At 72.0% G+C, this 25,547-nt stretch carries 24 protein-coding genes; 13 read left to right on the top strand and 11 right to left on the bottom strand.

The window, feature by feature from the left end:
- Window positions 1-219 precede the first annotated feature (219 nt).
- From QR78_RS20205 to QR78_RS32025, 4 genes are all read left to right on the top strand, one after another.
- A complete protein-coding gene (locus QR78_RS20205) occupies window positions 220-1,440 on the top strand; it encodes an ABC transporter substrate-binding protein (RefSeq protein WP_048429365.1) in 1,221 nt (406 codons plus the stop codon).
- Entirely contained in the window at window positions 1,437-2,327 is an 891-nt protein-coding gene (locus QR78_RS20200; protein WP_048429364.1) for a hydroxymethylglutaryl-CoA lyase, read from the top strand. The genes QR78_RS20205 and QR78_RS20200 overlap by 4 nt, the downstream gene beginning before the upstream one ends.
- A gap of 182 nt (window positions 2,328-2,509) precedes the next feature.
- Entirely contained in the window at window positions 2,510-2,860 is a 351-nt protein-coding gene (locus tag QR78_RS35030; RefSeq protein ID WP_048429363.1) for a hypothetical protein, read from the top strand.
- Window positions 2,857-3,600, top strand: coding sequence for a PIN domain-containing protein (locus tag QR78_RS32025; RefSeq protein ID WP_053221000.1), 744 nt, complete (start codon window positions 2,857-2,859; stop codon window positions 3,598-3,600). The genes QR78_RS35030 and QR78_RS32025 overlap by 4 nt, the downstream gene beginning before the upstream one ends.
- Here the strand turns inward: QR78_RS32025 and garD are convergent.
- The 6 genes from garD to QR78_RS20160 form a co-directional block, all read right to left on the bottom strand.
- Window positions 3,558-5,168, bottom strand: coding sequence for a galactarate dehydratase (gene garD / locus QR78_RS20185; protein ID WP_082171827.1), 1,611 nt, complete (start codon window positions 5,166-5,168; stop codon window positions 3,558-3,560). The two genes, QR78_RS32025 and garD, sit on opposite strands and share 43 nt — an antisense overlap.
- Window positions 5,169-5,438: 270 nt before the next feature.
- Window positions 5,439-6,386, bottom strand: a complete 948-nt coding sequence (speB, locus tag QR78_RS20180; RefSeq protein WP_048429362.1) for an agmatinase — start codon at window positions 6,384-6,386, stop codon at window positions 5,439-5,441.
- A 190-nt stretch (window positions 6,387-6,576) separates the two neighbouring features.
- Window positions 6,577-7,377, bottom strand: a complete 801-nt coding sequence (locus QR78_RS20175) for an amino acid ABC transporter ATP-binding protein (protein WP_048429361.1) — start codon at window positions 7,375-7,377, stop codon at window positions 6,577-6,579.
- Window positions 7,374-8,027: an amino acid ABC transporter permease gene (locus QR78_RS20170; protein ID WP_048429360.1), complete on the bottom strand. Its 654-nt coding sequence runs from the start codon at window positions 8,025-8,027 to the stop codon at window positions 7,374-7,376. The genes QR78_RS20175 and QR78_RS20170 overlap by 4 nt, the downstream gene beginning before the upstream one ends.
- Window positions 8,024-8,689, bottom strand: coding sequence for an amino acid ABC transporter permease (locus tag QR78_RS20165; RefSeq protein ID WP_048429359.1), 666 nt, complete (start codon window positions 8,687-8,689; stop codon window positions 8,024-8,026). Before QR78_RS20165 ends, QR78_RS20170 begins: the two co-directional genes overlap by 4 nt.
- A gap of 29 nt (window positions 8,690-8,718) precedes the next feature.
- On the bottom strand, window positions 8,719-9,564 hold the full coding sequence (locus QR78_RS20160) for a transporter substrate-binding domain-containing protein (protein ID WP_082171824.1): 846 nt from the start codon (window positions 9,562-9,564) through the stop codon (window positions 8,719-8,721).
- A gap of 125 nt (window positions 9,565-9,689) precedes the next feature.
- Between QR78_RS20160 and QR78_RS20155 the strand changes: the two genes are divergently transcribed.
- Entirely contained in the window at window positions 9,690-10,667 is a 978-nt protein-coding gene (locus tag QR78_RS20155; RefSeq protein WP_082171823.1) for a LysR family transcriptional regulator, read from the top strand.
- Window positions 10,668-10,683: 16 nt separating this feature from the next.
- Here QR78_RS20155 and QR78_RS20150 read toward each other — a convergent pair whose 3' ends face one another.
- The 5 genes from QR78_RS20150 to QR78_RS35355 form a co-directional block, all read right to left on the bottom strand.
- Window positions 10,684-11,676 (bottom strand): OmpA family protein, encoded by a 993-nt coding sequence (locus QR78_RS20150; RefSeq protein WP_202972700.1) that lies wholly within the window; start codon window positions 11,674-11,676, stop codon window positions 10,684-10,686.
- 100 nt (window positions 11,677-11,776) lie between these two features.
- Window positions 11,777-13,453 carry a hybrid sensor histidine kinase/response regulator gene (locus QR78_RS20145; protein ID WP_048429358.1) on the bottom strand — a complete coding sequence of 559 codons (1,677 nt, stop codon included), beginning with the start codon at window positions 13,451-13,453 and terminating at the stop codon, window positions 11,777-11,779.
- Window positions 13,454-13,499: 46 nt separating this feature from the next.
- On the bottom strand, window positions 13,500-14,351 hold the full coding sequence (locus QR78_RS20140; RefSeq protein ID WP_082171822.1) for a hypothetical protein: 852 nt from the start codon (window positions 14,349-14,351) through the stop codon (window positions 13,500-13,502).
- A 149-nt stretch (window positions 14,352-14,500) separates the two neighbouring features.
- Window positions 14,501-15,142, bottom strand: a complete 642-nt coding sequence (locus tag QR78_RS20135) for a response regulator (RefSeq protein ID WP_048429357.1) — start codon at window positions 15,140-15,142, stop codon at window positions 14,501-14,503.
- A gap of 201 nt (window positions 15,143-15,343) precedes the next feature.
- On the bottom strand, window positions 15,344-15,559 hold the full coding sequence (locus QR78_RS35355) for a hypothetical protein (protein WP_162234106.1): 216 nt from the start codon (window positions 15,557-15,559) through the stop codon (window positions 15,344-15,346).
- Between QR78_RS35355 and QR78_RS20130 the strand changes: the two genes are divergently transcribed.
- The 8 genes from QR78_RS20130 to QR78_RS20095 form a co-directional block, all read left to right on the top strand.
- Window positions 15,546-16,028 (top strand): hypothetical protein, encoded by a 483-nt coding sequence (locus QR78_RS20130; protein WP_244276443.1) that lies wholly within the window; start codon window positions 15,546-15,548, stop codon window positions 16,026-16,028. The two genes, QR78_RS35355 and QR78_RS20130, sit on opposite strands and share 14 nt — an antisense overlap.
- A gap of 3 nt (window positions 16,029-16,031) precedes the next feature.
- Complete coding sequence (locus QR78_RS20125) at window positions 16,032-17,129, top strand: AAA family ATPase (RefSeq protein ID WP_048429355.1); 1,098 nt, start codon at window positions 16,032-16,034, stop codon at window positions 17,127-17,129.
- A 90-nt stretch (window positions 17,130-17,219) separates the two neighbouring features.
- Entirely contained in the window at window positions 17,220-19,142 is a 1,923-nt protein-coding gene (locus tag QR78_RS20120; RefSeq protein WP_048429354.1) for an AAA family ATPase, read from the top strand.
- Between the two features lie 26 nt (window positions 19,143-19,168).
- Complete coding sequence (locus QR78_RS20115; protein WP_048429353.1) at window positions 19,169-20,584, top strand: SEL1-like repeat protein; 1,416 nt, start codon at window positions 19,169-19,171, stop codon at window positions 20,582-20,584.
- Window positions 20,577-21,950: a hypothetical protein gene (locus QR78_RS20110; protein WP_244276442.1), complete on the top strand. Its 1,374-nt coding sequence runs from the start codon at window positions 20,577-20,579 to the stop codon at window positions 21,948-21,950. The genes QR78_RS20115 and QR78_RS20110 overlap by 8 nt, the downstream gene beginning before the upstream one ends.
- On the top strand, window positions 21,947-23,374 hold the full coding sequence (locus QR78_RS20105; RefSeq protein WP_048429351.1) for a peptidoglycan-binding protein: 1,428 nt from the start codon (window positions 21,947-21,949) through the stop codon (window positions 23,372-23,374). The genes QR78_RS20110 and QR78_RS20105 overlap by 4 nt, the downstream gene beginning before the upstream one ends.
- 9 nt (window positions 23,375-23,383) lie before the next feature.
- Window positions 23,384-24,682, top strand: coding sequence for a hypothetical protein (locus tag QR78_RS20100; RefSeq protein WP_048429350.1), 1,299 nt, complete (start codon window positions 23,384-23,386; stop codon window positions 24,680-24,682).
- A 47-nt stretch (window positions 24,683-24,729) separates the two neighbouring features.
- On the top strand, window positions 24,730-25,547 hold an 818-nt coding region (locus QR78_RS20095), incomplete at its 3' end, for a hypothetical protein (protein ID WP_053220999.1).

The following is a 25,547-nucleotide window of genomic DNA, read 5'->3' as shown; positions in this document are numbered from 1 at the left end:
CCTCATCCTGAGGTGTCAGTCGATTGAAGATCGACTGACCTCGAAGGATGGCTCCAGAAGTCTCCGAGATCACTGGAGCCCTCCTTCGAGGCTGCCGCGCGCGGCAGCACCTCAGGATGAGGGCTCGAGTTGGATAATGCTGCACCCGTCAACGCTGCGAAAATATGCAGAAACGCCGCCGATCCAACGGCTGATCAATACCGAAACGGGAGGACCACCATGCCGAAACTCACCCACCTCGCCACCCGCCTGCTCGCCGGCGCCGCCCTGCTCCTCGCCGCCGGCACCGCGCGCGCCGAGGTGTCGACCGTGAAGCTCGGCGTGCTCACGGACCTCAGCGGATTCGCCGCCGATTCGACCGGCGAGGGCTCGGTCGTCGCGGCGCGCCTGGCGGTCGAGGACTTTCGCAAGGAGCAGCCGGCGATCAAGGTCGAGGTGATCCAGTCCGACCACCAGAACAAGCCCGATATCGGCTCGGCCACCGCCCGGCGCTGGATCGCCGAGGGGCAGGTCGACGCGATCCTCGACGTGCCGTTCTCGTCCGTGGCGCTCGCCGTGCAGGAGGTGGTGCGGGACTCGAAGGCCGCCTTCATCGCGTCCGGCCCCGGGACCTCGGACCTCACCGGCCCGAAATGCTCGGCCAACACCGTGCACTGGACCTACGACACCTGGGCGCTCGCCCACGGCACGGCGCTCGCGCTCGTTCGCGCCGGCAAGACGAAGTGGTTCTTCCTCACCGCCGACTACGCCTTCGGCCATGCGCTAGAGGCCGATGCCGCCCGCGTGGTGAAGCAGGAGGGCGGCACGGTGGTGGGCACCGTGCGCCACCCGACGGCGGCGGCGGACTTCTCCTCGTTCCTGCTCCAGGCGCAGGGGAGCCGCGCCCAGGTGATCGCCCTCGCCAACGCGGTCGGCGACACGGTCAACTCGGTCAAGCAGGCGGCGGAGTTCGGCATCACCGGCGGCGGGCAGGACCTGGCGGCGCTGCTGATGCAGCTCTCCGACGTCCACGCGATCGGGCTCAAGGACGCCCAGGGCCTCTACCTGACGGAAGGGTTCTACTGGGACGCCAATCCCGGCACCCGCGCCTTCGCCGACCGCTTCGCCGCCCAGATGAAGGGCCGCCGGCCCACCGCCAACCAGGCCGGCGTCTATGCCGGAACGCTCGCCTACCTGCGCGCGGCGGCCAGAGCCGGCAGCACCGACGGGCGCATCGTCGTCGCCCGGATGAAGGCGGAGCCGACCAACGACCCGCTCTTCGGCGAGGGGACGGTGCGCCAGGACGGCCGCCACGTCCACCCGATGTACCTCTTCCAGGTGAAGACCCCGGCCGAGTCGAAGGGGCCGTTCGACTATTACAAGCTCGTCCAGACCATCCCCGCCGCCGAGGCGTTCCGGCCGCTCGCCGACGGCCGCTGCCCCCTGGTGACGGCCCCGTGACGCCCCGGCGGGTCCGCATCGTCGAGGTCGGTCCCCGGGACGGGCTCCAGAACGAGCCCGTCGCGGTCCCGACCGACGTGAAGGTCGGGCTGATCGAGCGGCTGCGTGCCGCCGGCCTGAGCGCGATCGAGGTCGGCAGCTTCGTCTCGCCGGCCTGGGTGCCGCAGATGGCCGATACGCCCGCCGTCATGGCCCGGCTGCCGCCGAACCCGGGCGGGCGCTACAGCGTGCTGGTGCCCAACCTCCGGGGCTTCGCGGCGGCGAAGGCGGCCGGCGCCGGCGAGGTGGCGATCTTCGCGTCCGCCTCCGAGGCGTTCTCGCGGGCCAACATCAACTGCTCGATCGCCGAGAGCCTCGCGCGGTTCGCGCCCGTGGCCGAGGCCGCCCGCGCCGCCGCGATCCCGCTGCGGGGCTACGTCTCCTGCGTGCTCGGCTGCCCCTACGAGGGTATGGTGATGCCGCAGGCCGTGGCGGAGGTGGCCCGCCGCCTCGTCGCGCTCGGCTGCCACGAGGTCTCGCTCGGCGACACGATCGGCATCGGCACGCCCGATCAGGCCCGGGCCTGCATCGCCGCGGTGGCGGCGGTGGTCCCGGTCGAACGGATCGCCCTGCATTGCCACGACACGCGGGGCCGGGCGCTCGACAACATCCGGGCCTGCCTCGATCTCGGGGTCGGGGTCGTCGACGCCGCGGTGGCGGGGCTCGGTGGCTGCCCCTACGCCGCCGGCGCCCCCGGCAACGTCGCCACCGAAGCAGTGGTGGCGATGCTCCACGAGGCGGGCATCGCGACCGGGGTCGATCCCGCGCGCCTCGCCGAGGCCGGCGCGTTCATCACCGGGGCGCTCGCCCGGGCGCGGGCCGGGGCCGGCGGATCGCCGACGTCGTGATCGGGTCGGACCGCGACACCTCGCGGCAGTCGCAGTCGTGAATCGGCTGACCGGCGAGGGGACCGCGCCAGACAGGCGACGATGGGCGCTCCTGCCTCGATGACGCCGGATCTCGCTCCGCTTTGGACCGATCTCTTCGCCCATGATAAGACTTGCCGTGATCCGTCGGGAAGGAGAGTGCCATGGGCGGCAGATCGGTGTCGGGCGACGTCGATGAATCCGTCGCGGTCAAGCTCGGCGCCGTCGCTTCGGCGGACGCCCAGACGCCGGCAAGCATCGTGGGACGCGCGACGAGCTTCTACGTCAACCTGCCCGAGGCAGCCCGATCGGCGCTGCGGCGCCTGGAGCAATCCGGCACACCCGATGAGCGGCGATGGTTCGAAGGCGAGCTGATGCGCCTGCTCTTGCAGACCAATTTCTCCCTGACCCAGCGTATGATGGCGGCGCAGGCCGCCCACGCCCTTCCCGCGGACGCGTCCGACGCCGCCATCGACGCTGCCGCAGACGAATGGATGGGTGCGGCCGAGGCGTGACGGCGTTTCGCCTCTGCGTCGACCTGAACGTCTGGGTCAGGCAGTTTCTGGCCGAGGCGGCCGGTCGCCGCGGGACCGCGTCTCAGGTAATTGTCCAGGCAGTCCTCGATGGACGGGCGGGTGTCGGTCCCCTGCAGCTCGTGATCTCGCACACCAAGTTGTCCCGGCTGCAAACGGTGATGACGCGGCGGGGCGTGGACGCCGAGACGGCCAGGCACTTCACCGACACCATCGCCAGCTTCGCGCTGCTCGGCCCGGCCCCCGAATTCCCGCACCTGGTGCTCGGTGGCGGTGCGCAGCCGACCCGGGAAGCGATCCGGCAGGTATGCGACCCCTACGACCCATCCTTCGTGCACGAGCCCTACGATCCCGAGGACGGTCGCGTCCTGGACACCGCCCTCGCGGGGCGGGCCGACGCGCTCGTCACCGGCAATTTCAGGGATTTCACGCACTATACCGATGACGTCATCGCGCGCGGGCGGGTCCATATCCGCACGACCGCCGGGGCCTCCCTGTGGATCGTCCACCACGAAGACATGGCGCGATGGCTGCAGACCGGCCGTCGGCCCGGCCGGCCGACCTCGCGGGACCCCGGGCCGCGGCGAGGCCTGCACCGGCATCGCAGGTCGACCCGGAGGCGCCTCCGCGCGACGATCCCCGATCCTGACGGATCTCCGGTGCCGTTCACCCTAGCCGCTCAGGTGATCGGCGCCGGGTTGAACAGCGTCAGGTCGTTGTAGAGGCCCCAGCGGTCCGACCAGGGCTGCGTGCGCCCGCTCGCCACGTCGAGGATGAGGTGGAAGAGCTCCCAGCCCATCTCGGCGATGGTCGACTCGCCGGTGGCGATGCGGCCGGCATCGAGGTCGATCAGGTCCGACCAGCGCCGGCTCAGCTCCGTGCGGGTCGCCACCTTGATCACCGGGGCCTGGACGAGGCCGTAGGGCGTGCCGCGGCCGGTCGAGAAGACCTGCAGGGTGATGCCGGAGGCGAGCTGCAGGGTGCCGCAGACGAAGTCGCTCGCCGGCGTCGCGGCGAAGATCAGGCCCTTCTCGCGCACCCGCTCGCCCGGGGCGAGCACCCCCGCGATGGCGCTGGTGCCGGACTTCGCCACCGAGCCGAGGGCCTTCTCGACGATGTTGTTGAGCCCGCCCTTCTTGTTGCCCGGCGAGGGGTTGGCGCGGCGGTCGGCACCGCCCTTCGCGAGGTAGTCGTCGTACCAGGCCATCTCGCGGATCAGCGCGTCGGCAACCTCGGGTGTGGCCGCCCGCGGGGTGAGGAGATGGATCGCGTCGCGGACCTCCGTCACCTCGGAGAACAGCACGGTCGCGCCGCAGCGGACCAGGAGGTCGGCGGCAAATCCCAGCGCCGGGTTGGCGGTGACTCCCGAGAACGCGTCGCTGCCGCCGCATTGCAGGCCGACCACCAGCTCCGAGGCCGGGCAGGTCTCGCGGCGGCGCGCGTTCAGCACCGCGAGGCGGTCCTCCGCCATCGCCAGGATGCTGTCGATCATGCTGCCGAAGCCCTCGTGCCGCTCGTCCTGGAGCCGCACCACGCTGTCCTCGGCCGCAGCCCCCGCCGGTACCAGGCGCTCGGAGACGAGCTTCTCGCAGCCGAGGCCGACCACCATCACCTCGCCGCCGAAATTCGGGTTTTGGGCGAGACTCTGCAGGGTGCGGATCGGAATCACCGCCTCGGGGGCATTGATCGCCACGCCGCAGCCATAGGCGTGGGTGAGGCCGATCACGTCGTCGACGTTGGGAAACCGCGGCAGCAGCTCGCTGCGGATGCGCCGGATCGCGACCTCGAGGGTGCCGGCGACGCATTGGACGCTGGTCGAGATCGCCAGGATGTTCTTGGTGCCGACGCTGCCGTCCGGATTGCGGAAGCCCTCGAAGGTGTAGCCGTCGAGCGGCGGCAGCGGCGCGGGAACCCGCGTCGCCTTCTCGAGCGCATCCAGCGCCGGGGCGGTCGGGGTCTCGACGCAGGATTCCTCGACCCAGGAGCCCCGGGCGATGTCGCGCAGCGCGATGCCGACGACCTCGCCGTAGCGCCGCACGAGCCCGCCGGCCGGGATGTCGGCAAGCGCCACCTTGTGGCCCTGGGGCACGAACTCGGTCAGCGCCAGACCGTCGGGAAACACGGTCCCGGCCGGCAGCCCGAAGGCGTTGACGACGATCGCGACGTTGTCGGTCTCGTGCAGGCGGATGGTGCGGGGCGCGTCGCCCCGCGGCGCCGAGGCGGCCTCGGGGCCCGCGGGGATGAGCGACGCCGACGCGTTCGCCTGTGTCGAATCGGAACCCGCGCGCATGGCCATCCCCCCAGGGTGAATCCGCTGGAGCCTCGTTCGACGACCAGCATACCGGTTCGTCGGAGCATACGGCGAAAACACCGTTTAGGGGTGGAATCTCGCGCCTCCGACAGGAGCGCGGGGCGTCCTCGGGCCGCCGCGCCGTCGAGGGGCTCGGCAACCGGCGCGGGGGGCGGTCACGGTCGCGGCGAGCAGGGCCGGGCGGTCCTGCCGGGGCATGCGGCGAACACGCCGCGCATGGCCATCGGACCGGGACGGTCCCCGTCCCGCTCAATCCCGGTGGTGCATGATCCGCCCGATCGCGTTCAGCAGGATCTGCGCCGCGAGGATCGCCGTCGTGCCGGTATGGTCGTAATCCGGGGCGACCTCGACGAGGTCGATGCCGACGATGGATCCCCGCCGGGCGAGCCCGTCGATCAGTTCCAGGACCTCGTAATACTGGAATCCGCCGTGGCTCGGCGTGCCGGTGCCGGGCGCGATCGACGGGTCGAACCCGTCGATGTCGATCGAGAGATAGTAGCGCGCCCCGGCCGGGATGCGGGCGAGCACGGCCTCGGTGCCGAGTCGGCGCACCTGACGGACCGACAGGATGTCCGACCCCATCGCCCGGGCCGCCTCGTAGCCGTCCCGCGCCGTCGACGACACGTTGCGGATCCCGAGCTGGGTCAGGCCGGTGACGTGGGGCTGCTCGGCGGCGCGGCGCATCGGCGAGCCGTGGCCGTGGCGCACGCCGTGGCGCTCGTCGACGAAATCGAGGTGGGCGTCGATCTGCACCAGATGCACGGGCGCCTGGTCCGAGAAGGCGCGGATGCAGGGAATGTTGATCGAGTGATCGCCGCCGACGACGACCGGCAGGGCACCGGCCGCCAGGATCGCCCGGACGCCGGCCTCGATGTTGGCGTGGCTGCGCTCGGTATCGGTGTGCACGATGTCCGCGTCGCCGAGATCCACGATCCGCACGCCGTCGAGGTAGGTGACGTCGTCCTCGTGGTCGTAGGCGCCCGCATGCCCGAACGAGAACAGGGTGGAGGCCTCCCGGACGGACCTGGGCCCGAACCGGGCGCCGGCCCGCCACTGCGTGCCGAAATCGAACGGCGCGCCCAGGAAGGCCACGTCCGCCTCGATCCGGGTCCAGTCGGGCTGATACGGGTTCTTGCCGAAGGTGGCGATGCCGACGAACGGAAGGTCCAGGCGGCCGGTCTCGTAAGCATGGGTCATGAACGGGCTCTCCAAAGAGCAAGTTTCGACGATTCGGGGAAATCGAAGATCGAGATCGGTGTCCGGCGGCGGCGGGACCGGCCGCTGTCCCAAGCAGATCTGCGTTGGCAAGCCGACGAAAGTCTGCCTATGTGATTGTTGCGTCGCAGATTTTTGTCGCAAAACCGATGACCAATTTTGCGAAATCTGCTTAGATCGAGCGCTCGCGCCAGGTATCGAGGAACTGGGCGAGTCTCGGGCTCCTGGGCATCTGAAACAGAGTGTGCGGATCGCCCTGCTCGACGATGTCGCCATGGTCCATGAAGACGACCCGGTGCGCGACATGGGCCGCGAACCCCATCTCGTGCGTCACGATCACCATCGTCATGCCCTCGGCGGCCAGCGCGCGCATGACGGACAGAACCTCGCCGACGAGCTCCGGATCGAGTGCGGAGGTGGGTTCGTCGAACAGCATGATCTTGGGCGATAGGGCGAGCGCGCGGGCGATGGCGACGCGCTGCTTCTGGCCGCCGGAGAGCTGGTCGGGCCGGTGATCGGCATGGGTCGCCAGGCCGACCTTGGCGAGCATCTCGCGCCCGAGGGCGTCGGCGTCGGGCCGCCGCATCCGCTTCACGACCCGGAGCGCCTCGGTGACGTTGGCGAGGGCCGTCATGTGCGGCCAGAGATGGAAATGCTGGAAGACCATCCCCAGGGGCGCCCGCACCGCGGCGAGCTCCGCCTCGCTCGCGCGTTCGCGGCGCAAGGGGGTGTCCCGGTAGCCGAGGGGCCGGCCGAGGATCGCAATGTCGCCCTCGTCGTGGGGGTCGAGGAAGGCCATCGCGCGCAACAGGGAGCTCTTGCCCGAGCCCGAGGGCCCGATGATGCAGACGACCTCGGACGGCGCGATGTCGAGGCTGATGCCGTTGAGGACTATCCGGTCGCCGAAGCGCTTGACCACGCCGCGCAGCGACACCGCGGCGATGCCCGACGGGGAGGGAGACGGCCCGGTCATCGTGAGATCCTCGCGGCGAGCCGTCGCTCGGCGATGCGCCCGCCCTGCGCGACGATCTCGACGAGCGTCCAGTAGATCAGGCCGACGCACAGGTAGGGCGCGACGACCGCGAAGGTCTCGTTGCTGATCAACGTGACCGCCTTGGTGAGTTCGGGCACCGTGATGATCGAGAGCACGGCCGAGTCCTTGAGCACGATGATCGCCTGGTTGATCGACGGAGGCAGGATGAAGGCGGCGATCTGCGGCAGCTCGATGCGGCGGAGGATCGACAGGGAGGGCAGCCCGAGCAGGCGGGCGGCCTCGATTTGTCCGGGCTCCACGCTGGCGAGGCCGGCGCGGAAGATCTCCGCGAAATAGGCCGCGGCGTAGAGCCCGAGACCCAGGATCCCGGCCGGAACCGCATCGAGCACGACGCCGAAGGACGGGCCGCCGTAGTAGATGAGGAAGAGCAGGATCAGCACGGGAGAGCCGCGCATCAGCTCGACATAGGCGCGGGCCGCCAGGGCGAGCGCCGCGAACCGACAGCGGAGCATCAGCGCCAGCGCCAGGCCGAGACCGGTGCCGATCGCGATCGCGCTCGCGGTGACCCCGATGCTGACCATCGCGGCGTCGGCGAGAACGGCGCCGTACCGGATCAGGATGTCGATCATGGCTGCCTCCCCGTCCGCCTCGCCGGTCGGAGCCGCCGTTCGAGCCAGAGGCCAAGGCAGGCCAGGCCGATGCTCAGGGCGACGTAGATCGTCAGTGCCGCGGCATAGGTCTCCAGCGGACGGAAGTTCGTCGAGGCGACCTGCTGGGCCCGGCGCGTGAGGTCCGTGACCGCGACGATCGAGACGAGCGAGGAATTCTTGAGGAGCAGGATGGCCTCGCTCGTGAGCGGCGGCAGCACGGCCCGCACGGCGTGGGGAACGACGATGTGACGGCGAACCGCGGCGCGCGAGAAGCCCAGCATCGTGGCGGCCTCGATCTGGCCTGCCGGGACGGCCAGGAGCCCGGCCCGGTAGATCTCGGCCTGGAACGCCGCGGTGTTGAGGCCGAGCGCCAGGACCGCCGCCACGCTCGACGGGATCACCACCCCGACGGTCGGCAGCAGGTAGAAGATCAGGAGGAGCTGGACGAGGATCGGGGTGCCGCGCCAGACGCTGCGGTAGAGGGCGGCGCTCCAGCGCGGGATCCGCGCGGTCGAGACCAGGCCGAACGCGACCAGGAGGCCGAGCGGAGCGCCGATGAGGAAGGCCGCTGCGGTCAGCAGCAGCGTCGTCCGGGCGCCGTCGAGAAGCGCCGTCAGGATTGACAGGAACCCGTCCGCCACCGGCGACCCTCCGCTTGGACCGTCGCGCCCTACTTCTCGGGAACGGGCAGCGCGTCGGCGGGGAGATCCATGGCGGCGCCGAACCATTTGCGCTGGAGCTCGGCGAGCTTGCCGGAGCGATTCAGCTTGGCGAGCTCGGCATCGACGAGGGCCTCGAACCGCTCGCTGTCCGCGTCCTTGCGGCCGGCCCAGGCGAAATAGGTCTTCGGGCCGAAGGTCGGCAGGACGACCTCGAAGACGTCCGGGCGCTGGCGCACGGCTTCGAGCAGGTTGGGCAGGGAATTGACGACCGCCTGGATCCGGCCGGCGGCGAGGTCGGCATAGGCGTCGCCGAAATCGACGTAGGACTTGAGGCCGCGCACGGGCTTCTTCTCGGCGGCGAGCGTGCCCGCGAGGCGCTCGAGCGCCGCGAACTGCGCCGAGCCGGTCTGGGACCCCACGACCTTGCCGGCGATGTCCTCGGGCTTCGCCAGGGTGGCATCGCCCTTGCGCTTCAGGACCGCCATCGTGGCATCGGCGATCGGCAGGGAGAGGCGATAGGCGTCGTACCGCTCCTTGGTCACCGTCACGGAGGTGACGACGTAGTCGAAGCGCTTGGCCGCCAGGCCCGGCAGGATGCCCTGGAACGGAAGATCGAGCCGGTCCAGGGCGACGCCGGGCAGCGCCTTCATGATCTCGGCCATGATGTCGGCCGAGTAGCCGACGATCTTGCCGTCCTGCACGAACTCGAAGGGCGGGAAGCGCGCCTCGGTGCCGACGGTCAGCACCTTCTTGGCCTCGACCCGGGACAGCAGATCCTCGGCCCGCGTCCGGGATCCCGACGACGCCAGGAGGAGCACCGCGAGAGCGGAGGCCGCGAAGGGGCGTGTCGGCATCGTGTCATCCTTCCGGTCTGCGGGCCGCCGAGCCGCGCGGTACCGCAGAGGACCACACCGCTCACATCGAAAAAATAGGATCCTTTCGATATTTAAATTCATGAAACTGATGTAAGCGGGCCGTCATGCAGGTCGCCAGCACCGATCTCCGCTCGCTCGCCGTGTTCCGGGCCGTGGTCGAGCATCGTGGCTTCCTGGGCGCGCAGGTGGCGCTGGGGTTGAGCCAGTCCGCCGTCAGCTTCCACATCAAGGCCCTCGAGGAGCGGCTCGGGCTCGCGCTGTGCCGCCGGGGGCGTGGCGGCTTCGAGCTGACCGACCGCGGCGCGATCGTCTACGAGCAGTCCAACCTGCTCTTCCTCGCCCTCGATACCTTCGAGAGCCGGGTCGGGGGGTTGAAGCGGCGCATCACCGGCACCCTCCGTCTCGGCCTGGTCGACAACACGATCACCGACCCGGATCTTCCCATCCACCGGCTCATCGCGGTGTTCGGGCGCAAGGCGCCGGACGCCGTCCTGACTCTCTCCATCGATGCCCCGGAGGCGCTGCTGGCCGCTCTCGGCAATGGCGGCATCGACATCGCGATCCTGCCGGAAACGCAGAATTACCGCGGCCTGAAATTCTCGCCGCTGCGTGACGAACGACACTCGCTCTACTGCGCGGCCAGCCATCCGCTCTACCATCGACCGGAGGCAACGACCGAGGACATCGAGAAGCACGCCTTCGTCGTTCGACCCTACGCCAACAGCCGCGAGCTTCACCATTTCCCGAACGCCGTCGCCGGCATCAAGGTGTCGAACATGGAAGCGCAGGCTCTGTTCATCATGAGTGGCCGCTATATCGGCTATCTGCCCGATCATTACGCCAAGCTGTGGGTCGGCCGCGGCGAGATGCGCCCGATCATGGCCGACACGGCATCGATCGCGTCACCGTTCTTCATCGCGGCCCGCGCCGCCGACCGGCCGACCGCGCTGCGAGACCTCTTCATGACCGAGCTGATCGGCCTTGCCAGCGAACGCGCCCATCTGCGCAGCCTGGCCGACGAGGCGGCCCACGCCGATCCGGATCGCGAAGGGCGCGTCTCGGCCGGCCCCGCGAGACGATGACGGCCGCGCCCCGCGCCTACCGCTCGACCAGCTCGACCCGGCGGTTCCTCGCCCGTCCGGCCTCGGTGGCATTGCCGGCGACCGGCGCGTAGGGGCCGAGGCCCCTGGCCTGGAGCCGGGCGGCGGCGATGCCGAACCGGGTCGTCAGGGCCGTCGCCACGGCGGCGGCGCGGGCCTGCGACAGCGCGAGGTTGCGATCGAGCGTGCCCGCATTGTCGGTATGGCCGACGATGTAGACCTGGCGCTTGGGGTCCCGCGTCAGGAAGGCGGCCATCTGGGCCAGCGTCGCGTCGGATTCCGGCTTCAGGGTGGCGCTGTCGGTCTCGAACTGGATACCGTCGAGGGCGACATGGCCGGCGCTCGCCAGCCCCTCGCCGATCGCCTTGGCGTCGACGACGACCTGGCCGGTCTGCATCGGCCGGCCCTCGACGACCTGCAGCAGCACGCCGGGCTGGTGGCTGCCGTCCTGGCTCACCAGCACGGAGACGTCGACGCTCCCCTCCGGCCGGTCGAGGCGGGCCGTCAGGGACCGCACGTCGCCGTTGGTCGCGTCGAGGAGATCGATCCGCAGGCCGAACAGATCCCCTCCCATCGCGTTGTTGACCGGATCGGCGAGCGCGGCGGCGAAGTTGTAGCCGCCGCAGGTGTCGACGCCGCAGGCATAGGCGATCCGGAAGCCCGCGGCGGTCAGGGTGCGCTCGTAGGTGCGGTAGACCTCGAGCGCGGATTTTCCCTGCGGAATGGCGTAGGCGATGCTCGTCACGCGGCCCTCCGCCGTCAGGCTGCGGGAGAACCGGCTCTTCTGGGCGGCATCGTAGGGCCCGAGCGGCAGGGTCAGCGCCGCGTAGTCCTGCTGCCGGTAGCCGATGATCACCGCACCGGAAAAGCGCGAGACGATCGGGCTGTCCCTGGCGCCCTTGACGTCCTTCGTCGGCGCCTCGGCGGCGCGGGCCGGTCCCGCGAGGGCGGCGAGGAGGAGAATCGCACATCCGGTTCGGCGCAGAGGCAAGGCCGCACTCCTTCAGGGTGAGGGCGAGAGGGGAGGGGGTGAAGCCGGCTCGCCGCATCGCGACGGGTCGCAGACCGGATGACGAGCGCGTCCGCGAGCGTCAGGCCGGCCGGGGGTCCGTCCGGGGCGCGGACCGCCGGGCGACCATGCTCCGGGCGACCATGCTCTTGGCGACGACGACGGAGCGCAGCTCCGCCGGCCGGACCGGCTTTGCCAGGATCGGCATGTCGGCGGTGCCGAGCTCCTCGCGCACCCGCGCCTCGTCGTGGCCGCTGATCACGACGGTCGGCACGTCGCGCCCGGCGAGCCGGCGCACCGCCGCGATGCATTCGGCCCCGGTCACGCCGTTGCCGAGATCGAAATCGGTGACGAGGAGATCCGGGGCGGCGATCGTGTCCGGAATCCCGGATTCGGCCTGGACCTCGCATCCCCACTTCCGCAGCAGGCTCGCGGTGGCGCTCAGCACCGCCTCGTCGTCCTCGATCAGCAGCACCCGGAGGCCGCGGATCGCCGCCGGCGGGTCGAGCCCGCGCCACTCGCCGTCGAGGACCGGCGCGCGCACGATCGGAAGGTTGCCGAGGGTGACGCCGGTGCCGCGCCCCGGGACCGAGCGGAGCGCGACCTCGACGTCGAGGATCTCGCCGAGGCGGCGCACGATCGGCAGGCCGAGGCCGACCCCTTCGAGGTCGCGGTCGCCGCGCTGGCGGACCTGGTAGAACTCGTCGAAGATCCGGGCCTGGTGCTCGTCCGGGATGCCGGGGCCGCGGTCGAGGACCTGGACGTCGAGGCGGCCGCCGCGCCGCCGCCGGCAGGCGATCAGGATCGGCCGGCCCGGCGCGTACTTGATGGCATTGTTGACGATGTTCTGCAGCATCGTCGTGAACAGGGCCCGGTCGGTATGCACGACGACCCGGCAGGGCCGGCTGCGGAGCGCGGTGCCGGCGAGCTGGGCGGCCTCCGAGTTCTGCCGGCGCACGTCCTCGATGATCTCGGCGATCGCGACCGGCTCGAACCGGGGCCGGACCTTGCCGCTGTCGAGGGTCGAGATGTCGAGGAGCGACTTGAACAGCCGCGACACGCTCTGGAGCGAGCGGTCGATGTTGTCGACCATCCGCACCTCGTCGGGCCCGAGCCGCCCGTCGCGCAGGCAGGCGGTGAACAGGCTGATGGCGTGGATCGGCTGGCGCAGGTCGTGGCTCGCCTGGGCGAGGAAGCGCGACTTCGACAGGCTCGCCTCCTGCTCGCGGGCATAGGCCTCGCGCAGGCGCTCGAGCAGGCCGTAGATGTAGGTCGGCACGAGCAGCGTGGTCAGGACGAGCGTCAGGACCAGGAAGGGGTTGTCGCGCCAGTAGTCGCTGAAGGCGGTCGTGACGGCGATGGAGGCGAGGGCGGCGAGCGTCGAGACCTTGAGCGACGTCGCGCCGTAGCGCAGCCCGTTGCCGACGATCATCCTGAGCACGATGGCGTAGAGCGGCAGGAACGGCGCCCCGCCGATCGCCATCGTGTAGGTGATCCCGGCGATGTCGAGGGCGAAAGCCAGGCTGCGCCGCGCGACGCTGTCGCTCGGATGCCGCGAGATCCAGACATAGAGCACGAGCGTCACGAGCCAGTGCGCCGAGACCAGGGCGGCGACGATCCGCAGGTCCGGCGGTCCGATCCCGGCGAGCGCCTGCGGCAGCACGTAGAGGCACATGCAGCCGATGATGACGAGGCGCGTGAGGGTCTGCGCCTTCTCGTTGCCGGCCTTCTCGCCCGGCTCGCGTCCGAGCCCCGTCATCGCCCGCTCGCGCGGCGCCGGGCGTGGGCACCCCTGGGCCGCGCCCTCATCGATAGAGGCCCGCCGCCTCGTCGAAGCGGAAGGTGCGGGCGTCCCGGGCGTCCGCGGGCCGCACCTTGCCGGCGGGGCCCGGCACCGTCCCGGTCAGCGTCACCCGCAGCGGCGGCCAGGCGGGCGGCGTGCCGGACGCCCGGTCCGCCGCTTCGGCCAGGATCTCGAGGCGGCCCTCGCTCGCGCCGAGATTGCACGGTCCGTCCTCCGGTGCGCCGCAGCCGGCGGTCTCGTCGGAGCCCGCCGGCAACTCGCCCGACAGGCGCCAGCGCAGGGGCGCGGGGGTGAACCGCAGGACGAGGAACGAGAAGGTCTGCGCGCCCTCCATCCCGAAGGCGGTGGTGCGCAGCCCCATCACCAGCCGCCCGCCGGGCAGCGGCTTGAAGACCGGCCCGAGGCTGTCGTCCACCTCGGGAGCGTCGCCGTTGCGGTTGCCGGTCCCGATCTGTCCGGGCAGCGCCTGGACGTCCCGGAGGACCCAGCCCGTGCGGCTCGCCGTCTGCGTCTGGGCGAAGGTCGCCGCGACGAGCGCGCGGGCGTCGGGCGCCTGCGGATCCTGGCCCGGGGCCGGCAGGGTCGCGAACCCGACGGCCCAGCCCTGGTCGGTGGCGAACATCGCCCCGTACCAGTACTCGGCGGCGCGCCCGTCCTTCATCCGGCAGGTCCGGGCGTCCGGGCCGACCGGGCGCCCGCAGATCGCCCCCATCACCGTGGCGACCGACGGCAGGACCACGTCGGGATCGGCCTTCGCATCCCCTCCCTGCAGCGTGAGCGCCGCCGACAGGGTCAGCAGCGTCGTGATCCGCGAAAGAAGAGAAGGCCGGCAGGTCTCGCCCGATTCCATCATGGTTCTCACCAGATCGTCGCGTCGTCTCTGAATGTCGTGTCGGTGTCGTATCCCGGGCGAGATCTCTGCCACAGGCTCCGCCGGGCCGACATTAGGACACCTGTACGATCCGCCGCCCGGGCGGCCGGCGGGTTTCCGGCCCGCCGGGGTCAGGCACCGATCATCCCCCCGAGCCCGGCATGGGCTGCCTTGGCGGCGGCGGCGGCGCGCGAGGTGACGTCGAGGGCGCGCAGGAGCGCCGAGACGTGGATGCGGACGGTGAAGGGCGAGATGTCGAGGGCGCGGGCGATCTCCTTGTTGGTCCGCCCCTGCGCGACGAGGCGCAGGACGTCCCGCTGGCGCTGCGTCAGCGGCGGCAGGCCGGCCTGGCTCACCGCGAGCTCCGTGCGCGGGTTGCGCCGGATGACGAACTCGCCCTCGCGCACCGCCGTGATCGCCCGGGCGATCTCCGCGGCGGGCAGCGACTTGGCGATGAATCCGTCGGCCCCCTCGGCCATGACGGTGCGGATCAGGGCGTCGTCCTCGATCATCGACACGACGATGATCGAGGTCTTCTGGAATTCCTCGCGCAGGGCGCGGATCGACCGCTGCGGGTCGAGGCCGGGAAACAGGAGGTCGAGGAAGACGGCCTGCGGCGGGGCGGCCCGGGCGAGGTCCAGGACCTCCTCCATCGTGTCGGCCTCCCGCACCCGCGTCTGCGGGTAGAGCCGTTCCGCGATGTGCCGCATCCCCTGACGGAACAGCGGGTGGTCGTCGGCGACGATGACGGTCTCGATCGTGCGGACGGTCATTCCAGCCCCGAAACCCTCATGCCCGAAACCCTCGTGAGGCCCGCCCTCCGCGGTACGAGCCCTCATGCGCGCGGCCAGCGCCGTACCGCAAGAGACGGCCGACGCCTTATAGGACATGTGCACTAGTAGACCGGTTTTTGGGGCCTGTCTAGAAACCTCACACAGGGTCACGATAGGACATCGGACCCACCTTTCGAACAATTACAATCTGATCGTCGTTGCCCGATCGGCCACGAACGCCGACGCAACGTCGCAATTACGATGACGGTTTTCGGGAGTGCGGCGAATGTCGGATAACGAGCGCGCAATTCTTGAGCGCCAAACAGAGGCGCGCGCCGGAAATCCCGGCGCGACGATGCCGCCGCCGGCCGCCGCTCCGCCCAGATCGGCCGTCTCGCCCGGCGTGATCGCGGCCATCGGCGGCGTGGTGGCGGCGGGCGTCGTCGCCGGGACGCTGCTCCTCGGCGGGTCCGAGAAGACCGGCACCGTCGAGCGGCCGGCCCTGTCCCTCGTGAAGGCGAGCGACATCGACAAGGCGAGCGGGACGGTCGCGCCGGAGGAGAAGGACAAGGTCGTCGAGGAGGCGAAGGCCTGCCGGGCGCCGCTCGCCAGCATGCGTCTGTCGAAGACGACGGCGAAGGGCGGCGGCGTGGTGCGCATCCGGGCCGGCAACTACCTGTCGCCGGCCTTCACCGTCGCGGACGGGCCGATCGTCGTCGCGGTGCCGTTCCCCGGTCCCTACGAGGCCGGCAAGGGCGAGATCGTGATCGAGGGCGCGGCCAAGGACGTGTTCGTCCAGCTCAATCCGGGCCTCACCGTCGACACCACCGAGGGGGTCAAGCGCATCCCGGTGATCTGGGACACCAGCAAGCCCTGCGGAGCCTGACCGGTGTCGAAATCGGCCATCGTTCCGTTCGTCGTCTCCGGGCTCGTCGTTGCGGTCCTGACGCCGCTCCTGCTCAGCACCGAGTACGGCCCCGCCGCGTGGTGGAACGCGGCCTCGACCGAGATGCGCTGGCGCGCCGCCATCGGCGTCGCGGTCGCCGTCATGGCCGCCCTCGGGCTCTTCGTCACCGCGCTGGCGGCGCGCCGCGCCGAGGCCGCGCTCGGCCAGCCACGGGCCGGCCTCCTCGGCCTGCCGCGCCTGATCCTCGCCCCGCGACGGGTCGTCGAGGCCCGCTCCCCCGACGCCGTGATCGCCACGCTGGAGGACATGGTCGGGCTCGTGCCGGTCAAGCGCGAGGTGAACGCGCTGATCGCCCGGCTCGAACTGGAGCAGCGGCGGCGCGCGGAAGGGCTGCCGGTCTCTGCGATCAGCCAGCACATGATCTTCACCGGCCCTCCCGGCGTCGGCAAGACCGAGGTCGCCCGGGCGATCGGCGAGATCTTCCGTTCGCTCGAGGTCCTGCGCCGGGGCCACCTCGTCGAGGTCGACCGGGCGGGGCTGGTGGCGGGCTATGTCGGCCAGACCGCCGCCAAGACCCTGGAGCGTTGCCGCGAGGCGCTCGACGGCATCCTGTTCATCGACGAGGCCTACACCCTCGCCGGCGGCAGCGGGGGCAACGACTTCGGCAAGGAGGCGATCGACACGCTGCTGAAGTTCATGGAGGACAACCGCGACCGGATCATCGTGATCGTCGCCGGCTACACCAACGACATGCGCCGGTTCATCGACACCAATCCGGGGCTCGCGGGCCGCTTCACCAAGACGATCGAGTTCCCGCCCTACAGCCCGAAGGACCTCTGCGAGATCCTGCGCCGGATGGCGGCGCGCCAGCAATTCACCCTGCCGGACGGGTTCGAGGCGCGCCTCACGCCCTGGCTCTCCCAGCGCGCCCGGGCCGAGGACTGGTCGAACGCCCGCGAGATGCGCACCCTTCTGGAGAAGGCGCGCGAGGCGCAGGCCGCCCGGGTCGCCCGCGAGGGCGGCGACCACCGCCGCATCGAGATCGTCGACCTGCTCCGGGCGACCGGCGAGGACGCCTGACACTCCGACCGGCCGGCATCCGCGCGCCGCCCCGTGAGGGCGGAGCCGCGCGGGCATCCGGCCCGCTCCCTTCGAAGGTCCGTGATCCCCATGGAACGCCTCGACAAGCATCCCGCGGCCATCTTCCTCGTCATCGTGCTGGGCGCGACGGGCGGGCTCCTCGCCCTGCGGCCGGACCTCCTCGGCGGGCTTGCCGCCTCGCCCGGGGCGAGCCTGCGCCACGGCCTGATCCTCGGCGGCCTGGTCCTGGGCTTCCTTGCGGCGAGCTACATCCCGGCGCGGATCGAGGGGATGCGGCGCGCCATGGCCGAGGCCCGCGCCGCCCGCCGGATCCGGCCGATCCGCTTCGAGGACGACGGCGCCACCGCGGAGAAGCGCGACACGCTCGCCACCGCGCTGGCGACGCTCGAGGGCATGGTCGGCCTCGAACCCGTCAAGCTCGAGGTGAAGGGCGTCATCGCCCGGATGCAGGTCGAGCAGCAGCGCCGCGCCCAGAACCTGCCGGTCGCCGCGATGAGCCAGCACATGGTGTTCACCGGGCCGCCCGGCGTCGGCAAGACCGAGGTCGCCCGCATCCTCGGCAGCGTGTTCAAGGCGTTGCGGGTGTTGCGCAAGGGTCATGTCGTCGAGGTCGACCGGGCCGGGCTGGTCGCGGGCTATGCCGGGCAGACCGCGATCAAGACCCTGGAGCGCTGCCGCGAGGCGCTCGACGGCATCCTGTTCATCGACGAGGCCTACACGCTGGCCTCGGGCGGGGGCAGCGACTTCGGCAAGGAGGCGATCGACACGCTGCTGAAGTTCATGGAGGACAACCGCGACCGGATCATCGTGATCGTCGCCGGCTACACCAACGACATGCGGCGGTTCGTCGACACCAATCCGGGGCTCGCCAGCCGCTTCACCAAGACGATCGAGTTCCCGAGCTACGGCGCCCCGGACCTCGCCGAGATCCTCCGCCGGATGGCGAAGGCCCAGGGATTCGTCCTGCCCGACGGGTTCGAGCGCGATCTGGCCTCTTACGTCGCCGCCCGCTCCCGCGCCGAGGACTGGGCCAATGCCCGCGAGATGCGCACCGTCCTGGAGAAGGCCCGCCAGGCGCAAGCCCTGCGGCTCGCCGCGCAGCCGGGCGGCGATCTCGGCCGGCTCGAGCCCTCCGACATCGCCGCGGCGCTCGGCCGGCCGACCGGCGGCGCCATCGACCTCGACGAGGCCCGCGCGGTCATCGCCCGCCTCGACACGATGATCGGCCTCGCCCCGGTCAAGCAGCAGGTGAAGACCGTGGTGGCGCGCGTGATGGTCGACGCCAAGCGGCGCGCCGAGGGCGTCGAGGTCGGCGCGGTGAGCCAGCACATGGTGTTCACCGGCCCCCCCGGCGTCGGCAAGACCGAGGTCGCCCGGATCATGGGCGACATCTTCCGGACCCTCGGGGTGCTGCGCAAGGGCCACGTCGTCGAGGTCGACCGGGCCGGGCTGGTGGCGGGCTATGTCGGCCAGACCGCGGCGCGGACGCTCGAGCGCTGCAGGGAGGCGCTCGACGGCATCCTGTTCATCGACGAGGCCTACACGCTGGCCTCGGGCGGGGCCAACGACTTCGGCAAGGAGGCGATCGACACGCTGCTGAAGTTCATGGAGGACAACCGCGACCGGATCGTCGTGATCGTCGCCGGCTATACCGACGACATGGCCCGGTTCATCGACACCAATCCGGGGCTCGCCGGCCGCTTCACCCGGACCGTCGAATTCCCTCCCTACGACCCCTACGACCTCGTCGAGATCCTGCGCCTGATGGCGTCGCGCCAGTCCTTCCGGCTGCCGCCGCGCTTCGAGACGCTGCTGATGCCGTGGATCGAGGCCCGCGCCCGCCGCCGCGACTGGGCCAATGCCCGCGAGATGCGGACCCTGCTCGAACGGTTGCGCGAGGCCCAGGCCCTGCGGCTCGCCGCCGATCCGCTCGGCGATCACGGCCAGTTCGAGCTCGCCGACGTCGAGCGCGCCCTCGGTGCCGCGGCCTGACACACATGGGTGGAATCTCGGATCGAATGTCGGACCGGACGGGGTCGCGACGCAGGCGGTCGCTCGCCGCCGCGCATGGCCGGCTCTGGTACGGCGAGGCCGGCTACCGGCTGGCCTGGCTCGCCCTGCCGCAGGCCGGCGCCGTGGTGGCGGCCGGCCTGCTCCTGGCCGTCGCCAGCCGGGGCGAGTGGGGCCGGCCGGCCACCGGCTCGCCGCAGCGCGTCGCCGCCCTGGAGGCGCTGCGCCAGCGCGCCGGGCGGGAGGGCGACGTCGCCGCCCTGAAGGAGCTGACGGCCGCCGCCAAGGCGGGGGAGATCGACGCCGCGACCCGGCTGGCGAGCCTGGTCGACCCCCTCGCCGCCAAGGCCACGCCGCGCAGCCCGGCGCCGCGGGATGGCGGGCGGGCGGCCGCGCTCTACCGCCCCGGCGCCGCCTCCGGCGACATCGTGGCGATCGCGCGCCTCGCCGACCTCCTGATGGAGGACGGGGCGGGCGAGCGCGAGCGCCGGCAGGGCTGCCGCCTCGGGCTGACCTGGCTCGACCACCCGCGGGTGAACCGCGACATGCTGCGCGGCGAGGAGCGCCTGGCCGAGAAAATCGCCCGCTGCCTCGTCGATCCGCAGAGCGGCGTCGCGCAGGATCCCGACCGGGCCGGCGCCCTCGTGGTCGACACGCTGCGGCTCAAGTACGACCGGTCGATCCGCCAGTACATCTACGGCCTCGGCCTGCAGAAGCCCGAGCTGATCCGCGGGATGCAGCGGGAACTCGCGGCGCGCAGGCCCAACGGCTATACGGGCCCGATCGACGGGCGGGCTTCCGGCGAGACGGTGCTGGCCCTGGAGCGGGAGGCGGAGCTGCGCCCGTTCCCGCCGCAGCCGCGATCGATTCCGGCGACGCAGACGGACGCGGAGCAGGCGTTCCGGAGCCTCGTCGAGGCGGCGCGGCGCGATGCCGGCGCCCGGGCGCGGCTCCAGGCCATGGCGGACCGGGGCGACGCCAAGGCGATGGCTGATCTCGGCGGCCTCTACAGCCCGGTCTACAACAGGGGCGAGTTCTTCGCCCCCGATGCCCGCCGGGCGGCGCAGCTCATGGAGCGGGCCGCCGCGTCCGGATCGCCCGGGACCGGGATCGAGGTCGCCAGCCTCTACGACAAGGGCCCCGGCAACCTCGCCAGGGACCCGGCCAAGGCCGCCGCCCTGGCGATCCGCGCGATCGCCGCCGATCCCTGGCTCGGGAACCTGCTCACCGATCCCGACATGAGCGCCGGCTGGAGCCCGGCCTTCTGGGGCAGCGTCCAGCGCGAACTCAAGGAGCGCGGCTTCTACGCCAACCCGATCGAGGACCGGCGCAACGACGCCCTCGTCCTGGCGATACGGCAGTTCCTCCGCGCTCAACAAGGCGCAGCGGCGGGCGCCCGCCCGGGAGGGCAGCGCCATGATTGAGCGGGGAATGACGGGGCGGGGCCACGCGCTCCTGCGGGCGCATGGCCGGCTCTGGTACGGCGAGCCCGGCTACCGGGCGGCCTGGTTCGCCCTGCCGCAGGCCGCGACCGTGGCGGTGGCGGGCCTGTGCCTGGCTATCGCCGCGGGCGGCGAATGGGGGCAGCCGGCCACCGCCTCGAAGGCGCGGATCGCCGAGTTCTCGGCCCTGCGCGACCGGGCCGGCAAGCAGGGCGACCGCAAGGCCCTCGACGCGTTGACCGCGCTCGCGACGAGCGGCCAGATCGACGCTTCGACCCGGCTCGGCACGCTCTACGATCCCCTGGTCGCCGGGCTTCTCCCGAAGAAGACCACGCCCAACGATTTTTCCCGCGCCGCCGCGCTCTACGGGCCCGGGGCCGCCGCGGGCGACCTCCTGGCGATGACCCGGCTCGCCGACGTGCTCCTCGACCCGGGCAACCCGAACGGCGACCTCCGGCGCGGCTGCCGCCTCGCCCAGGCCTGGATCGACGCCCCCGAGACCCTGGACAAGACGATCACCGGCGAGGAGGCGCTCGCGGTCAAGCTCGCCCATTGCTACGTCCGGCCCGAGAGCGGCCTGACGCAGGATCCGGTCCGGGCCGGCGAGCTCGTCACCGGCGTGCTGTGGCGCAAGCACGCCCCGACGATGACCGCCTTCATCAGCAATCTCGGCCTGCAGGACCCGGCCCTGATCACCGGCCTGCAGCGGCACTACGCCAAGACCGGGCGCTACATCGGCCCGGTGGACGGCAAGGCGAACCCCGCCCTCGTGACCGCCCTCCAGGTCTCGGCGGGGATCGCCAACACGGTGGCGACCCCGCGGCCCGAGCCGCGCAAGGCCGAGGCGAACGAGCCCACCCCGGAGATGACCGCGCTGATCCGGGCGGCCTGGTCCGACGCCGCGGCGCGGTCGCGCCTCAAGGGCCGGGCCGATGCCGGCGACGTCGACGCGCTCGCGGCCTACGGGCAGCTCTTCAACCCGGTCCTGAACAAGGGACAGACCTTCGCGCCGGATGCGCGGCTCGCCGTCTCCTACTACGAGCGGGCGGCGGCGGCCGGACATGGCAGGGCGGCGGGCGAGGCCGCGGCGATCTACGATGCAGGCTGGGGCAACGTCGCCAAGGATCCCAAGAAGGCCGCCGCGCTCGCCATGCGGGCGATCGACCTCAAGGACAGCCAGACCACGTTCTGGCTGCTCTATCCCGAGGCGGGCAATTTCAGCGGCCCGTTCTGGGGGGCGATCCAGGCCGAGCTGACGGCCCGCGGCTTCTACACCCTGCCGGTCGAGGACAAGCGCAATTCCAGCGTCGTCACGGCCCTGCTCGCCTACATGAAAGCCAAGTCATGACCCAAGCCTCAGCCAGAGCCGTCGCCGTGAGCGGCGTCGACCGGCTCGGCGCCCACGCGGCGCTGTGGTACGGGCAGGCGCGCTATCGCCTCGCCTGGCTCGTCCTGCCGCAGGCCGCGGTGGCGCTGATGGCCGGCCTCGCGCTCGCCCTGGTGGGGACCGGCGCCGAATGGGGCAAGCCGGCCGACAGCAAGGAGAGCGAGAAGCTCTACGCCGATCTCCTCGAGAAGGCCGGGAAGGACGGCGACAAGGCGGCGTTCGACAAGCTGAAGACGGCGGCCGAGGCGGGACAGATCTCCGCCCGCTCCTTCATGGGCGTGCTCCACGATCCCGACATGGCACCGGTCTACCCCAAGAGCCCGGTCAAGCCCGACGTCGACAAGGCGCTGGGCTACTACCAGCGGACGGCGGATCTCGGCTATCCCGGCGCCCAGCGCGGCATGACCGAATTGCTGCTCGACCCGGCCCACGGGCGTTACGACGCGAAGCGCGGCTGCCGCTACGGGCTCGCGCTCCAGGCCAACCCGGCCGTGGCCCGGGCCGGCTACGCCGGGTTCTGGCCGGCCTTCTACCGGCTCGCCGGCTGCTACGTCACGCCCGAGAGCGGCGTCCCGCGCGATCCCCAGAAGGCCGCCGACATCTACATGGAGACGGTGGCGGCCGGGGTGCGGACGGCCGCGACCGACCTCACCGACGGGCTCGGCCGCCGGCCGCCCGATCTCGTCTCGGCGATCCAGCGCAACCTGACGCGCCGCGGCTTCTATGCCGGGCCGATCGACGGCACGGCCTCGCCGCAGACGATCGCGGCGGTGCGGGCCCTCTCCGGCAAGGCCGCCCCGGCGGGCGGCAGCGCCCCGGCGGGCGGCGCGGCTCCCCCGGGCGGAGCCGCCGGGGGCGAGGGCAAGAACCCGGCGCCGCCCGCCTCGGAGCCCGCCCCGAGCGTCGATGCGCTGACGGCCCTGTACAAGAGCGCGCCCGCGAACGCCGCCGACGCCGCGACGCTGCGCGACTTCGCCGAGAAGGGGTTCGCGGTCGCCCAGTACCTCTACGCGATGCTCGTCTCGCCGACGAACAAGGAGCGGGGACAGGTCGCCCCCGACGGGCGCCTGGCCAGCCGGTACCTGGAGCGCCTCGCCCGGGACAAGGAGTTCGGACCGGCCGCGGTCTCGGCAGCCTTCCTGTACGACATCGGCGGCGCCGACCTCCCGCGCGACCCCGATAAGGCGGCGGACATGACCGTCCGCGCCCTCGAGCTCAAGGCCAAGGACATCCTGCCGAACCTGGAGAACGACAAGTGGGGCGCCGGCTACTGGGCCGCCCTGCAGCAGCGCCTGGCCGCCCGCAAGCTCTATCGCGGCCGCATCGTCGACCAGCGCAACGACCGCACCCTCCAGGCGGCCGGCGACCTCCTCGGCAACCCATAGGAGACCGGAGTGGTTCTCGATCCTCGATCCGGCCGGGTGCGGACCCGGCGCCGCCTCGGCCTTCTCGCGGGCGCCCTGCTCTCCGTTTTCCTCTCCGGGCTCCTGGCGCCGCCAGCCGCGCAGGCGCAGACGCCGACGAAGAGCCGCAAGGTCGACTGCTACGTCGAGGCCGACGGCAAGGTTCTGGCCGACGGCCTCTGCGAGTTCATCACCGACCCGGTGCGCTACGGGGCAGGGGGCTTCCGCCTCGGCAGCCCCAGCGTCGCATCCGCGCGCTACGGGGCCGTCGTCACGGTGTCGGGGCCCGGCGGCGGCATGGCGACCTGGAACCAGTCTCCGGGCGGCGACCCGGAGAACGGGCCCTCCGACGTCGTCACCTCCCAGGGCGCCTGCTGGCGCGGCGAGCGGATCCGGGCCTGCGCCTGGAAGATCGGCGAGGGCCGCCCCGGCTTCACCGGCCCGGCGGCTGCGCCGCAGCCCGCCGCGCCGCAGCCGGCCGGCCTGCGCCCGGCCGATTGCTACCTCGAGGTCGAGGGCAAGGTCCGCCTCGACGGGTTCTGCATGTTCGTCCCGGATGGCGGCCAGGGCGGGTTCGTGGTGCGGGCGCGGGCGAGCGGCAAGCCCGACATCCTCGCGCGGCTCGACCGCAAGGGGCAGGAGCCGGGTCGTGCCTGGGTGTTCTGGAACGAGCAATACGCCGACATGGAGCCGATCTTCGCCCTTGGCCAGGCCACCCGGAACGGCCCGTGCTGGGAGAATGCCCAGACGCGGTTCTGCGTCTGGCAGGCGGGGCAGTCGCGCGGCGACTGGAAGCGGAGCGCCGGGGTCGCGGCGCCGCCCGCCTCGCCGCCTGCCTCGCCGCCTGCCGCCCGCGACGCCGCCGGGACGGAGGCGCCCCCGCCCGGCACGGTGCTGACGCTGACCTTCCGGGGCCGGTGCGAGGCGCTGGTGATCGACGGCGAGGATATGGGCGCGGCCTGCGCGCCGACGGCGAGCAACGAATCCACCGCCGGCTCGGCCCAGGCCGTGTTCAGCTTCGGCACGGGGGATGCCCGCACCCTCATGTTCCTGGCCTCGGCCAAGGGCTGGGTCGAGAACGGCACCCTGCACCAGCCGATCGACCAGCTGCGCTACGAGGAGGCCGGCCGCAGCCACCTCGTGAAGGCGAAGGGCGTCTGCGAGATGCCGAACCCGATGGGCGGTCCCGTCGTCATCACCTGCACCGCCCAGAGCGCCAACACGCCCTACGCGGCGCGCTTTCGCACCGACGGCAGCCGTCCGGCCCTGACGCGATCGAGCCCCGGCTGAGCGGCCGCTCGCGCAATCTCGTCCCGTTCCGATCGGCGGAGGTCACCATGCAACATCGCATCCGGACGCATCGCTCTCGCGCGCTCGCGGCGTTGGCGGCGCTCGCCGCCCTCGGCCTCTCGGGGGCCGGGCTCCCGGCGCTCGCCGAGACACAGAACAAGACCGCGCGCCCGGGCGAGCGGACCTTCCTCGATGCCTTCAGCCACTACTTCGCGACGCAGGGCTGCCGCTCGCAGGCCGCCCTGGTCGAGCTCGTCACCCCCCCGCGCGGCGGTCGCCTGGAGCAGCGGCGGGAAAACCGGATCCTCGGCTCGATCGTCGGCGACGACGGCCGCTCGGCACGCAGCGCCGACGGCTGCGAGGCCGTGAGGAAGGACGCGATGAGCCTCTACTACACGCCGCGCCCGGATTTCTCCGGCCTCGACACCCTGTCGGTCGACGTGACCTTCGGCGACGGGACGACGGTCCCCTACCTGTTCCGGATCACGGTGCCGGCACCCGCGCGCCGCGAGGTCCCGCGGGAGGTCCCGCGAGAGGTCCCGGCGGTGTCGCAGGCCCCGGCGCGGCGCGAGGCCGGGCGGGACGCCGCGACGACACGGGCGGCCCCCATTCCGCAGGGACGGGCCGCGACCGCCGAGGACTTCCTGCGCGAGGCGGCCCGCACCGCGGCACCCGCGAGCCGGCCGGTACCCGCCGCCCCGCTCCCGAAGGCGGCCTCCTCCACGCCCGAACCCGCGCCTGCGGCCCGTCCCTGCGGAATGGGGGCCGCCCGTGTCGTCGCGGCGTCCCGCCCGGCCTCGCGCCGCGCCGAGGCCTGCGACACCGCCGGGACCTCTCGCGGGACCTCCCGCGGGACCTCGCGGCG

Origin of the sequence: Methylobacterium indicum, assembly GCF_001043895.1 — a bacterium.
In the GTDB taxonomy this organism is placed as follows: domain Bacteria; phylum Pseudomonadota; class Alphaproteobacteria; order Rhizobiales; family Beijerinckiaceae; genus Methylobacterium; species Methylobacterium indicum.
Note: the sequence above shows the minus strand (reverse complement) of the source record. Positions and strands in the feature narration are given on the sequence as shown.